This window comes from Salipiger bermudensis, assembly GCF_017309175.1.
GTDB lineage: Bacteria > Pseudomonadota > Alphaproteobacteria > Rhodobacterales > Rhodobacteraceae > Salipiger > Salipiger bermudensis.
The window spans coordinates 127,482-140,027 of record NZ_JAEKJV010000012.1; the positions used below are offsets into that span (position 1 = coordinate 127,482).

The following is a 12,546-nucleotide window of genomic DNA, read 5'->3' on the forward strand; positions in this document are numbered from 1 at the left end:
GAAACCGCCCCCGCAGGGAAGGCCCTGCATCTTCTCTGGTTCGACAAATACCTCGGGGTGAATGCCGCGCCCCGCGCGGCAGAGGGGCAGCGCCCCTCACACCGGCAAAAGGTTTCCGGAGCGCGGTTCGCCTCAGAGCACGCGCCAGTGCAGCGGGAAGCCCGGATCGAACACGGTGACCGGGCCGTCGCCGGTCTCGATCTTCTCGGGATAGCGCACCGCGTCGCCTTTCTCGAGCGTGATCCGCGCCTCGTTCGGCTCCAGCCCGTAGAAGGCCGGACCGTTGAGCGAGGTGAATCCCTCGAGCCGGTCGAGCGCGCCGGCCTGCTCGAACACCTCCGCCAGAACGGACATGGTGTTGGTGGCGGTGAAGCAACCGGCGCAGCCGCAGGCGCTTTCCTTGTTGGGATCGGTATGCGGCGCGCTGTCGGTGCCGAGGAAAAAGCTCTTGTCTCCGCTCGTCGCCGCCTCGAGCAGGGCCTGGCGATGGATTTCGCGCTTGGCCACCGGCAGGCAGTAGTAATGCGGCTTGATGCCGCCGACGAGGATGTGGTTGCGGTTGATCACCAGGTGATGCGTGGTGATCGTGGCGCCAAGGTCGTCGCCGCCCGCACGGGCGTAATCGGCGCCGTCCTTGGTGGTGATGTGCTCCATCACCACCCGCAGCCCCGGCGTGGCGCGGCGGATCGGGTCGAGCACGCGGTCGATGAACACCGCCTCGCGGTCGAAGATGTCGACATCGCCATCGACCACCTCGCCATGCACGCAGAGCGGAATGCCGTGCTCGGCCATTGTCTCGAGCACCGGACGGACCTTGTCGAAATCGCGCACGCCCGAGGCCGAGTTGGTCGTCGCGCCCGCCGGGTAAAGCTTGACCGCGGTGATGATGCCCTCGGCCTTGGCCTTCGCGACGTCCGCCGGATCGGTCTCCTCGGTGAGATAGAGCGTCATCAGCGGCGTGAAGCCGTTGCCCTCGGGAATGGCGGCGCGGATGCGCTCGCGATAGTCCGCCGCCTGCGCGCCGGTCACCACCGGGGGCACGAGGTTGGGCATGATGATGGCGCGGCCGAAATGGCGGGCGGTCTCGGGGGTCACGGCGCGCAGCATCGCGCCATCGCGCAGATGCAGGTGCCAGTCGTCGGGGCGTCGCAGGGTGATCTGGGTCATGGCCGAGCCGATAGCACGCGGCGCGGATCTGGGCCAGCGGGAAGCGCCCGGAGCGCCCCGCCTCGATTCAGCGTTTGGGGGGCGGGCGGTCAGGAGGCGCTGCCCCTGTCACGCCGGAGGTGTGCCTTCGAAGGAAAGGAGGGGGGCGCTGCCCCCTCTTGGCGCTGTGCGCCAATTCACCCCCGAGGTATTTTTGAACCAAAGAAGCCAGGAGCGCTGCGCCCCTGGCTTCTCTTCGTCAAAAATACTCCCGCCGGAGGCAGGCCGGTCGGTGGGGCCTGGTGCCGCCTCAGGTGCCGTCGCTGCGGGTGGCGGTCAGATCGATCAGCACTTCGACCTCGAAGCTCAACTGCCCGGGGTCGGCCATGTTGTCGCCGATTCCGTAGTTGCGACGGTCGAGCGTGGTGCGGCCCTGCATCTCGGCGGTGTCGCCGTCGAGGGTCAGTGTGAAGGGCAGGGTGACAGGCATCTCGGCGCCCTTCAGGGACAGCGTGCCCTGTGCCTCGTAGCCGTCGGCCACGTTCATGAGGTCGGCGCGGAAGCTGGCCGTGGGAAACTCGCTGGCGGCAAAGAAATCCGCTCCCAGTGCCTGGCTGGTGACCGAACCGAGCGTCAGCGAGGGGATCGAGATCGTCACATCGACCTCGCCGGCCTTGCCGGGCGCGTCCTGCGGCTCGAAGGCGATCGCCGCGGTCCAGTTTTCGAAGCTGCCGGTGACCTCGGAGCCCATCTGCACGAGGCTGATCGAGAGCGTGCCCTCCTGCACCTCCCAGTCCGAGGCCGCGGCTTCGAGCGCCGGCGCGTCGCTGCTTTCGTCGTTGGTGAAGTACCCGGCTGCCGCGCCGCCGCCAATCACCGCGATCCAGGCTGCAAGCGCCAGCGCCGCAGGGGCTGCGCCGCCGTGGCGCCCGCCGGGCTGGCCGGCGGTTTCGCCGCGGGCCATGCGGCGCAGGGTGGCGTCGCGGTCGACCGCGGCGTGCTTGATGGCGCCCGCCACATGCAGCACCAGCGCCCCCACCAGCAGCCACTGCGCGAGGAAATGCACCGTCGCCATGGTCTCCGCCAGCTCCGGCGAATTGGGCACGAAGGGCAGGTCTTGGCCGAAGGGCCACCAGATCGGCGCGAAGCCGTCGGTTGCGGCGTGCTCGATCCAGCCCGACAGCGGCACGATCACCAGCGCTGCGTAGAGCGCCCAGTGCACGGTGTCGGCCAGCGTGGTCTCGGCGCGGCGCTCCGGATGCAGCGGCACCGGGCGCGGCTGCACGATGGCCCAGAAGATGCGCCCCAGCGCCAGCAGGAAGATCGCCACGCCAAGCGTCTTGTGGGCCGAGAACAGCGCCGTCTTGAGCGCGATTTGGCCTGCGTCCTGCATCGGCGCGAGATGCGCGATCCAGCCCAGCGGGATCATGATCAGGATGCCGAGCGCGATCAGCCAGTGGAAGGTCCGCGCGAGGCTGCCGTAGGAGGTGGCGGTGTTGGAGAGGGGCATCCGGGGCTCCTGTCGGGAGTGATTGATATGTCGGCAAACCTAGCCTTGCTGCGCCGCAGCGCAATTGCGGAGCCGCGCACAGGTCTCGTGCGTCAGCGTTGCGAAGCCGTGGCAACGGCGCTAAGGGAGGCCTCCATCGGCACGGCAGACGTGCGCAAACTGCAACAGTTGGGAGGACCGCAGATGTCCCGAGCATTCATTTTCCCCGGCCAGGGCGCACAGGCGATCGGCATGGGCAAGGCGCTGGCCGACGCCTACCCGGCGGCGCGCGCGGTGTTCGAGGAGGTCGACGAGGCGCTCGGCGAGAAGCTCTCGACGCTGATCTGGGAGGGCGAGGCCGAGACGCTGACCCTCACCGAAAACGCCCAGCCGGCGCTGATGGCGACCTCGCTGGCGGCGATGCGGGCGCTCGAGGACGAGGGCATCGCCGTCGGCGCGGCCAGCTTCGTCGCCGGGCACTCGCTGGGGGAATATTCGGCCCTCACCGCTGCCGGCGCGCTCAGCGTCGCCGATGCAGCGCGCCTGCTGCGCACCCGCGGGCGCGCCATGCAGCAGGCGGTGCCGGTGGGCGAGGGCGCCATGGCGGCGCTGCTCGGGCTCGATCTCGCCACCGCGCAGGCGGTGGCCGCCGAAGCCGCGCAGGGCGGCGGCGTCTGCGCCGCGGCCAATGACAACGATCCCGCGCAGGTGGTGATCTCGGGCAGCAAGGACGCGGTCGAGCGCGCCGTCGAGATCGCCAAGGAAAAGGGCGCCAAGCGCGCCGTGATGCTGCCGGTGAGCGCGCCGTTCCATTGCGAGCTGATGGCGCCCGCGGCCGAGGTCATGGCCGAGGCGCTGGCCGCGGTCGAGATCGCAGCGCCGAGCGTGCCGCTGGTCGCCAACGTGCGCGCCAGCGCCGTCACCGATCCGGCCGAGATCCGCGCGCTTCTGGTCGAGCAGGTGACCGGTTCGGTGCGCTGGCGCGAGTCGGTGGAATACATGGTGGCGCAGGGCGTCACCGCGTTCTGGGAGATCGGCGCCGGCAAGGCGTTGACCGGCATGGTGCGCCGCATTCACCGCCCCGCGGGCGTTCAGACGGTTGGCACGCCCGAGGACGTCGCCAAGGTGCTGGAAGCGGCCGAGTAAGGTGCGCCCGGCCGCGCGAGGGAGGGCGCCGCGCGGCGCTCTCGCCCTTGCCCTACGGGCGGGCCGGTGCGATACGCGACGGCAAGCACTGAGACCTGACAGAACTGACAAGAGATAGAGAGGCAAGCCGAGCCATGTTCGATCTGACTGGAAAATGCGCGCTGATCACCGGGGCTTCCGGGGGCATCGGCGGTGCCATCGCCAAGGCGCTGCACGAGGCGGGCGCGACGGTGGGGCTCTCGGGCACCCGCGAGGCGCCGCTGCAGGCGCTGGCCGATGAACTGGGTGAGCGCGCGTTCGTGCTGCCCTGTAACCTGTCCGACCCCGAGGCCGTGGCGGCGCTGCCCAAGCAGGCGGCCGAGGCCATGGGCAGCGTCGACATCCTCGTCAACAATGCCGGCATCACACGCGACAACCTGTTCATGCGGATGTCGGACGAGGAGTGGCAGTCGGTGCTCGACGTCAACCTCACCGCCACCTTCAAGCTCTGCAAGGGCGTGCTGCGCGGCATGATGAAATCCCGCTGGGGTCGCATCGTGAACATCTCCTCGGTGGTCGGCGCCACCGGCAACCCGGGGCAGGGCAACTACGCCGCCGCCAAGGCCGGCATGGTGGGCATGTCGAAGTCGCTGGCCTACGAGGTCGCGTCGCGCGGGATCACCGTCAACGCGGTGGCGCCGGGCTTCATCGAGACCGCGATGACTGACAAGCTGAACGAAGATCAGAAGGCCGGCATCCTCGGCCAGATCCCCGCGGGACGCATGGGCAGCGCCGACGAGATCGCCTCGGCGGTGCTCTACCTCGCGAGCCCCGAAGCGGGCTACGTGACCGGTGCAACGCTGCATGTGAACGGCGGCATGGCGATGCTGTAAAAGCGTGTTTCATCAGGGGCGGAAAGCATTTGCCAACCCGGTCCCTTATGATATAGGCGCGCAATGAACGAGGCCGGGGGGTGCGATACGTCGCACTGCAAGGCCGGACCCGGACCATCCCGGGATGAGGCGCCCGCTACGGGCGAAGTTGAGCCGCCACCCCGGTGGGGCAAGGGCAGAGAGGGCCGCAGGGCCCGGACAAATGTGAGGACGGAAACATGAGCGATATCCCTGATCGCGTGCGCAAGATCGTTGTCGAGCATCTCGGCGTTGAAGAAGACAAGGTGACCGAGAGCGCCTCGTTCATCGACGATCTGGGCGCAGACAGCCTCGACACCGTCGAGCTGGTCATGGCCTTCGAAGAAGAGTTCGGCATCGAGATCCCGGACGACGCCGCCGAGACCATCCAGACCTTCGGCGACGCGGTCAAGTTCATCAAGGAAGCGTCGTAAGCGACGCCTCCGGACCGACCGGAAGTTATCAAGCGGCGTCCCCCTGGGGCGCCGTTTTCGTTTTGGACGGGCGCTCGTATCTGCCCGGCGGCGCGCCGCGTCCGTGCTGTCGGGCCGTGGGGGGCGCTGCCCCCGTCCGCGCAAGGCGCGCGGACTCCCCCGGGATATTTTGAGCCAGAAGAAGACAAGGGCGCTGCACCCCTGGCTTCTCTTCGTCAAAAATACTCCCGCCGGAGGCAGGCCGTGGATCGCGGCCGGGCGCAGGTCCCGGGTCAGGGCACACCCGCCGGCCATGAAAAAGGCGCGGGCCCCGAAGAGCACCGCGCCTGAGATCGGTCCGTGAGAGGACGGCGGGTCAGCCGTCGAAATCGACCTCTTCGATCATCCGCAGCGCGTCGGCGCGGAGATCGGCCAGCGTCATCAGGTTGACGTCGTCGGCCTCGAAGCTGCCCCAGCCCTGCACGAGCGCGTCGGCCTCGGTGCCGGGCGCGATGGGGTATTCGTAGTTGGCGTGGGCATAGATTTCCTGCGCCTCGGGCTGGGTCAGGAATTCCATCATCTTCAGCGCGTTCTCGCGGTTCGGAGCGGATTTGGTCATCGCCACGCCGGAGATGTTCACGTGGGTGCCGGCGCCTTCGAACTCGGGGAACAGCACGTTGACCGACTCGGCCCATTCGGTCTGCTCGTCATCCTCGAGCATCTTGCCCATGTAATAGGTGTTGCCGAGCGAGATGTCGCATTCGCCGGACCAGATCGCCTTGACCTGGGCGCGGTCATTGCCTTGCGGCTTGCGCGCGAGGTTGGACTTCACGCCCTCGAGCCAGGTCTTGGTCTCTTCCTCGCCGTGGTGGTGCAGCATCGCCGAGACCAGCGCCACGTTGTAGGGGTGGGTGCCGGAGCGGGTGCAGATGCGGCCTTCCCACTTGGGATCGGCAAGATCCTCGTAGCTCGTCACCTCGGACGGATCGACGCGGTCCTTGGAGGCGTAGACGATGCGCGCGCGGGTGGTCAGGCCAAACCAGTGGCCCTCGGGGTCGCGATACTGCTCGGGCACGTTCTCGTTCAGCACGTCGCTTTCCACCGCCTGCGTCAGCCCGGCATTCACCACCGCCGACAGGCGCGAGATGTCCACGGTGAACACCAGGTCGGCGGGCGAGCGGTCGCCCTCGGCCTGCAGGCGTTCGACCATGCCCTTGTCGAGGAAGGCCACGTTGACGTCGATGCCGGTGGCCTCGGTGAAGGCGTCGGTCAGCGGCGCCAGAAGTTCCGGCTGGCGGTAGGAATAGAGATTTACCTCTTCGGCCAGCGCCGGGCTCGTGGCGGCGATCAGGGCAAGGGCAGTGGTTGCAAGGCGCATATATCGGTCTCCCATCGGTGCGGATTGCAGATGGCGCGACATAACCTGATGGTTTTGGTCAGGTCAATGACCGACTGTTCCCCTCAGGATTTTTCGGACTTCTCCCGCGCCTTGGCCGCGTCCCAGAGCGCGTCCATCTCGGCAAGGTCGCTGTCCTCGGGGCGCTTGCCGCGCTCGGCCAGCCCGGCCTCGATCGCCTCGAAACGGCGGGTGAACTTGGCGTTGGCCGCGCGAAGGGCCGCTTCCGGGTCGATCTTCAGGTGCCGGGCGAGGTTGGCCATGACAAAGAGCAGGTCGCCGAACTCTTCTTCGACATGTGTCGGGTCGGTTGCCTCGCGCAGCTCTTGCGCCTCCTCGACGATCTTGTCGATGACCTCGTCGGTGGAGGGCCAGTCGAAGCCCACCCGCGCGGCGCGCTTCTGCAGCTTTACCGCGCGCAGCAGCGCCGGCAGTCCCAGAGCGACGCCGTCGAGCACGCCCTTTTCGGCCCGCGCGGCGCGCTCCTCGGCCTTGATCGCCTCCCAGTCCGAGACCTGCTGGTCGGGCGACTTCTCGTTCGACTCGTCGCCGAACACATGCGGGTGCCGTGCCACCATCTTGTCCGACATGGTGTCGGCCACCTCGTCGAAGGTGAAGAGCCCGCGCTCGCTGGCCATCTGGGCGTGGAACACCGACTGGAACAGCAGGTCCCCGAGCTCCCCCTTCAGCTCGCCCCAGGCCTCGCGCTCGATGGCATCGGCGACCTCGTAGGCCTCCTCGATCGTGTAGGGCGCGATGGTGGCGAAATCCTGCGCCACGTCCCACGGGCAGCCGGTCTCGGGATCGCGCAGCCGGCGCATGATCTCGAGCAGGCGCGGCATGCCGCCCTTCGGATCGTGGATCAGGTCATGCGCCGCTGCGTCGCTCTGCGTGTCGCTCATGGACTTCCCCCGCGTTTCGGTATTGGGTGCAGTCCTGCGCCAAGGAAGTCCCGGAGTCCACCCATGCCCATCGTCAACCGCATCGCCGATTACGCCGAGGAGATGAAGACCTGGCGGCGGCACCTGCATCGCAACCCCGAGCTCAGCCTCGAGTGTCACGAGACCGCCGCCTTCGTGGTCGAACGGCTGCGCGAGTTCGGCATCACCGATATTCACACTGGCATCGCGACAAGCGGCGTGGTGGCGATTGTCGAGGGGCAGGGCGAGGGGCCGGTGACCGGTCTGCGCGCCGACATGGACGCACTGCCGATGGACGAGGAGACCGGCGCGGACTACGCCTCGGAGGTGCCGGGCAAGATGCATGCCTGCGGCCATGACGGCCACACGACGATGCTGTTGGGCACGGCGAAATACCTCGCCGAGACGCGCAACTTCTCGGGCAAGGTGGCGCTGATCTTCCAGCCGGCGGAAGAGACCATCGGCGGCGGCCGCATCATGGTCGAGGAAGGCATCATGGAGCGCTTCGGCATCGAGCAGGTCTACGCGCTGCACACCGATCCGTCGCGTCCCTTGGGTGAGATCGCCACGCGGCCCGGCCCGCTGATGGCGGCGGTGGACGATTTCGAGCTGCGGCTGACCGGGCGCGGCGGACACGCGGCGCATCCCGACACCTGCATCGATCCGATCCCCTGCGCGCTGGCCATCGGGCAGGCGCTGCAGACCGTGCCCGCCCGCAACACCGACCCGCTGGAATCGCTCGTGGTCTCGCTCACCGTGGTGGAGACCGGCTCGGCCACCAACGTGATCCCCGAGACCGCCTATCTGGCGGGGACCGTGCGCAGCTTCGATCCCGGCATCCGCGACATGGCGGAAAAGCGCATCCGCGAGATCGTTGCCGGGCAGGCGATGGCCTATGGCGTCACCGCCGAGCTCGACTATCAGCGCAACTACCCGCCGACCATCAACCACGCCGAGCAGACCGCCTTTGCCGTCGAGGTCGCCCGCGAGGTGGTGGCCGAGGTGGTCGATGACAGCGTGCCCTCGATGGGGGCGGAGGATTTCTCCTATATGCTCGAGGCGCGGCCCGGTGCCTTCCTCTATCTTGGACAGGGCGAGGGGCCGTTCTGCCACCATCCGAAGTTTGATTTCAACGACGAGGCGGCGCCGATCGGGGCGAGCTTCTTCGTCAAACTGGTCGAGGCCCGGCAGCCCTTGCAGCGCTGAGCGCTTTGAGGTTCGATATTCAAAAGCGGGTTCGGGGGACCCCGCGAGGGAGAGCGACATGCCAGTGATCAATTCCATTGCCGCCGAGGCCGACACGCTGACCGCGTGGCGCCGGCACCTGCACCAGCAGCCGGAGCTGCTTTTCGATTGCGTCAAGACCGCCGCGTTCGTGGTCGAGCAGCTCGAGAGCTTCGGCATCGCAGAGATCCACACCGGCATCGCCCAGACCGGGGTGGTGGCGATCATCGAGGGGCGCGAGCCCGGGCGCACCATCGGGCTGCGCGCCGACATGGACGCGCTGCCGATGGAGGACCTTTCGGGCACCGAGCACGCCTCGAAGATCCCCGGCATGGCGCATACCTGCGGCCATGACGGTCACACCACCATGCTGCTGGGCGCGGCCAAGTACCTCGCCGAGACGCGCAACTTCGCCGGCCGCGTGGCGCTGCTCTTCCAGCCCGCCGAAGAGGGCGGCGGTGGCGGCAAGGTGATGGTCGAGGAGGGCATCATGGACCGCTTCGACATCGAAGAGGTCTACGGCATCCACAACGCACCGGGCGAGCCCGAGGGCCATATCGTTACCGCACCGGGCCCGCTCATGGCCTCGGCGGACGAGTTCCGCATCGATATCGAGGGCGTCGGCGGCCACGGCGCCGAACCGCAGGAAAGCGTCGACCCGATCCCGGCGGCCTCGGCCATGGTGCAGGCGCTCCAGAGCATCGTCAGCCGCAACGTCTCGGCGATCGACAAGCTGGTGGTCTCGGTGACGCAGATCCACGCCGGCACCGCGCACAACATCATCCCCGGCACCGCCTTCCTCGCCGGCACCGTGCGCAGTTTCCGGCCCGAGATCCGCGACCTCGCCGAGAAACGCCTGCGCGAGATCGCCGAGATGCAGGCGCAGGTCTATGGCTGCACCGCCACCGTGACCTACCATCGCGGCTACCCGCCGACAGTGAACCACACCGAGCAGGCGCGCTTTGCCGCGCAGGTCGCGCGCGAGGTGGTCGGGCCCGAAAACGTGCGCGACGACATCGACCCGATCATGCCGGCAGAGGATTTCTCTTACATGCTGGAGGCGCGGCCAGGCGCCTACCTGTTCCTCGGGCAGGGCGACACGCCGAACTGCCACCACCCGCAATACGATTTCAACGACGCGATCGCGCCGATCGGCGCGAGCTTCTTCGCGCGGCTGATCGAGACCGCGCTGCCGCTCAAGAGCTGACAAAAGAATACCGAGGGACAGCATGGCACTGGAAGACGCAAAGACCCAGATCGATCACGCCTTCACCCGCGAGGAGCTGAAGGGGCCGAGCTTCGAGAACGTGTTCGGCGGCGCCGCCTCGTTCCTGCGGCGCAAGTATACCAAGGACCTGCGCGGGGTCGACGTGGCGGTGACCGGCGTGCCCTTCGATCAGGCCGTGACCAACCGCAGCGGCACCCGGCTCGGGCCGCGCGCGATCCGCGAGGCCTCGCTCCTGCAGCCCTGCGATGCGCCCTATGGCTGGGGCTATGACGTGCTGAGCGAGTTCGCCATCGCAGATTATGGTGATCTGGCCTTCGACTATGCCAACGTACCGGCCTTCCCAGCCACGCTCGAGGCGCATGCCAAGGGCATCCTCGAGCAGGGCGCGGCGATGGTCACGCTGGGCGGCGATCACTCGATCACCCTGCCGCTGCTGAAGGCCCATGCGGCCAAGTACGGCCCGTTGAGCGTGATCCAGTTCGACGCCCACACCGACACATGGGCGGATGACGATTTCGACCGCATCGACCACGGCACCTTCATGTACAAGGCGGTGAAGCTGGGTCTGGTGGATCCCACGCGCTCGGTTCAGATCGGCATCCGCACCGACAATCCCGACACGCTGGGCTTTCACATCCTCGATGCGCGCGCGGTGCACGGGCAGGGGCCCGAGGCCATCGTGGCGCAGGCCAAGGCGATCGTCGGCGATCACCCGGTCTACCTGAGCTTCGACATCGATGCGCTCGACCCGGCCTTCGCGCCGGGCACCGGAACGCCTGTCTGGGGCGGGCTGACCAGTCATCAGGCGGCGGTGATGCTGCGCGGGCTCGCCGGGATCGACCTCAAGGGCGGGGACGTCGTCGAGGTCTCACCGCCTTTCGACACCACTGGCGCCACTGCCATCGCCGGCGCCCACGTGGCCACCGAGCTGCTCTGCCTCTGGGGCTGGACCCGCCGCTGAGCCATGCTGCGCGGGATACCGCGAACGTGAGACCGTCGGCCTTTTCCTGCCGCCGGAATCATGGGAACACAGGGCCGTCCGTGTGTTGGACGGTCCGTGCCGAGTGTGCCGGTCGCCGCGCGCGGTCCGGGATCTGTTCCGACCCAACCGCAAGACCCGAAAGGACCGGTCTCCGTGCGTAAGATTTTCTGGCTCATCGTGCTTGTCGTCATCGGCGGTCTGGCCTGGATCCGGCTCGCCCCCTCTGACCCCGAGGTATGGCACGTCGATCCCAAGGTTTCGGCTGACCAGGACCTCGCTCACGGCGTGCGCCGCCGGGTGCCGGGCAACGAGGCGATGTTCGCCATGCTCCACCGCACCATCCTCGAGACCCCGCGCACCGAGGTGCTTGCCGGCAGCCCCGATGACGGTCGCGTGACCTATATCACCCGGTCGCAGTGGATGGGCTTTCCCGACTACACCACCGCGCAGTTCAACGACGGTTTCCTCGAGCTCTACGGCCGGCAGCGCTTTGGCCAGTCCGACATGGGCACCAACAAAACCCGCGTCGACGGCTGGCTGGCGCAGCTCGACACCGCGGAGTGAGCCTCGTCTCGGAGGGGCCGGCGGCGGAAATCTCGCGCCTGGCGTCGGGCCCGCACTTGACCCGCCGGTGGTTTCGGGGAAGACAGTTGCGCCATGATCCCCTCTGACCGTCTTCAGCAAATTCGTGAACGTTTCGAGTATCTCGAGGCCCGCATGGCCGACGGATCGGGCGATATTGCCGCGCTTGGCCGCGAATATGCCGAGCTCCGGCCCGTGGTCGACCAGATCCACGACTGGACCAGCCTGCAGGCCGATCTCGCCGAGGCCGAGGCGATGCTCGACGATCCCGAGATGAAGGAATTGGCCGAGGAAGAGCTTCCCGCTCTGCGCGCGCGGCTGCCCGAGGCCGAAAAGGCGCTGCAGCTGGCGCTGCTGCCCAAGGATGCCGCCGATGCGCGGCCCGCCATGCTCGAGATCCGCCCCGGCACCGGCGGCGAGGAGGCGGCACTCTTCGCCGGCGACCTCGCGCGCATGTACCAGCGCTATGCCGAGGCGCGTGGCTGGCGCTGGGAGGTGATCGAGGAACAGCCCACCGAGCTTGGCGGATTGCGCGAGCTGGTGGTGCGGATCGAGGGTGACAACGTCTTCGCCCGGCTGAAATACGAATCCGGCGTGCACCGCGTCCAGCGCGTGCCCGAGACCGAGAGCGGCGGCCGCATCCACACCTCTGCCGCCACCGTGGCGGTGCTGCCCGAGGCCGAGGCGGTGGATATCGACATTGCCGCCGCCGACATCCGCATCGACACGATGCGCGCCTCGGGCGCCGGTGGCCAGCACGTCAACACCACCGACTCGGCGGTGCGCATCACTCACATTCCCACCGGCATCGTGGTGACCAGCTCGGAGAAATCCCAGCACCGCAACCGCGAGATCGCGATGAACGTGCTGCGCACGCGGCTGTTCGACCTCGAGCGCCAGAAGGCCGCCGATGCGCGGGCCTCGGACCGCAAGGCGCAGGTCGGCTCCGGGGACCGCTCGGAGCGCATCCGCACCTACAACTTCCCGCAGGGCCGTATGACCGATCACCGCATCGGCCTGACGCTCTACCGGCTCGAGCAGATCCTCGCCGGTGACCTCGACGAGATCATCGACGCGCTCACCGCCGACGCGCAGGCCGCGCAGCTGGCGGAGATGGGCGCGTGAGCGCA

General features: G+C 68.0%; 12 protein-coding genes. 8 read left to right on the forward strand and 4 right to left on the reverse strand.

Annotation, left to right across the window (positions count from 1 at the left end; translation table 11 throughout):
* Positions 1-132: 132 nt before the first annotated feature.
* Together pyrC and JF542_RS16585 are read right to left on the reverse strand one after the other, a co-directional pair.
* Positions 133-1,167: a dihydroorotase gene (gene pyrC, locus JF542_RS16580; protein WP_207076650.1), complete on the reverse strand. Its 1,035-nt coding sequence runs from the start codon at positions 1,165-1,167 to the stop codon at positions 133-135.
* Between the two features lie 289 nt (positions 1,168-1,456).
* Positions 1,457-2,656, reverse strand: a complete 1,200-nt coding sequence (locus JF542_RS16585; protein WP_207076651.1) for a cytochrome b/b6 domain-containing protein — start codon at positions 2,654-2,656, stop codon at positions 1,457-1,459.
* Between the two features lie 183 nt (positions 2,657-2,839).
* Here JF542_RS16585 and fabD point away from each other — a divergent pair, with 183 nt between their 5' ends.
* From fabD to JF542_RS16600, 3 genes are all read left to right on the forward strand, one after another.
* Positions 2,840-3,781 (forward strand): ACP S-malonyltransferase, encoded by a 942-nt coding sequence (gene fabD / locus JF542_RS16590; RefSeq protein WP_207076652.1) that lies wholly within the window; start codon positions 2,840-2,842, stop codon positions 3,779-3,781.
* 134 nt (positions 3,782-3,915) lie between these two features.
* Positions 3,916-4,653: a 3-oxoacyl-ACP reductase FabG gene (gene fabG / locus JF542_RS16595; RefSeq protein WP_207076653.1), complete on the forward strand. Its 738-nt coding sequence runs from the start codon at positions 3,916-3,918 to the stop codon at positions 4,651-4,653.
* A 218-nt stretch (positions 4,654-4,871) separates the two neighbouring features.
* Entirely contained in the window at positions 4,872-5,105 is a 234-nt protein-coding gene (locus JF542_RS16600; protein ID WP_007800270.1) for an acyl carrier protein, read from the forward strand.
* A 355-nt stretch (positions 5,106-5,460) separates the two neighbouring features.
* Here JF542_RS16600 and JF542_RS16605 read toward each other — a convergent pair whose 3' ends face one another.
* On the reverse strand, positions 5,461-6,462 hold the full coding sequence (locus tag JF542_RS16605; RefSeq protein WP_207076654.1) for a Fe(3+) ABC transporter substrate-binding protein: 1,002 nt from the start codon (positions 6,460-6,462) through the stop codon (positions 5,461-5,463).
* Positions 6,463-6,545: 83 nt separating this feature from the next.
* A complete protein-coding gene (mazG, locus tag JF542_RS16610; protein ID WP_207076655.1) occupies positions 6,546-7,382 on the reverse strand; it encodes a nucleoside triphosphate pyrophosphohydrolase in 837 nt (278 codons plus the stop codon).
* A gap of 63 nt (positions 7,383-7,445) precedes the next feature.
* On the opposite strand from mazG, the gene JF542_RS16615 reads away from it, so the two are divergent.
* From JF542_RS16615 to prfA, 5 genes are all read left to right on the forward strand, one after another.
* Positions 7,446-8,606 carry a M20 aminoacylase family protein gene (locus tag JF542_RS16615; protein ID WP_207076656.1) on the forward strand — a complete coding sequence of 387 codons (1,161 nt, stop codon included), beginning with the start codon at positions 7,446-7,448 and terminating at the stop codon, positions 8,604-8,606.
* 58 nt (positions 8,607-8,664) lie between these two features.
* Positions 8,665-9,831: a M20 aminoacylase family protein gene (locus JF542_RS16620; RefSeq protein WP_207076657.1), complete on the forward strand. Its 1,167-nt coding sequence runs from the start codon at positions 8,665-8,667 to the stop codon at positions 9,829-9,831.
* A gap of 22 nt (positions 9,832-9,853) precedes the next feature.
* Positions 9,854-10,813: an agmatinase gene (speB, locus tag JF542_RS16625; protein ID WP_207076658.1), complete on the forward strand. Its 960-nt coding sequence runs from the start codon at positions 9,854-9,856 to the stop codon at positions 10,811-10,813.
* Between the two features lie 174 nt (positions 10,814-10,987).
* The gene (locus JF542_RS16630; protein ID WP_207076659.1) at positions 10,988-11,398 is read left to right on the forward strand and encodes a DUF1499 domain-containing protein; all 411 of its coding nucleotides are present in this window, start codon (positions 10,988-10,990) and stop codon (positions 11,396-11,398) included.
* Between the two features lie 93 nt (positions 11,399-11,491).
* A complete protein-coding gene (prfA, locus tag JF542_RS16635) occupies positions 11,492-12,541 on the forward strand; it encodes a peptide chain release factor 1 (RefSeq protein ID WP_207076660.1) in 1,050 nt (349 codons plus the stop codon).
* The last annotated feature ends 5 nt before the right edge of the window (positions 12,542-12,546 follow it).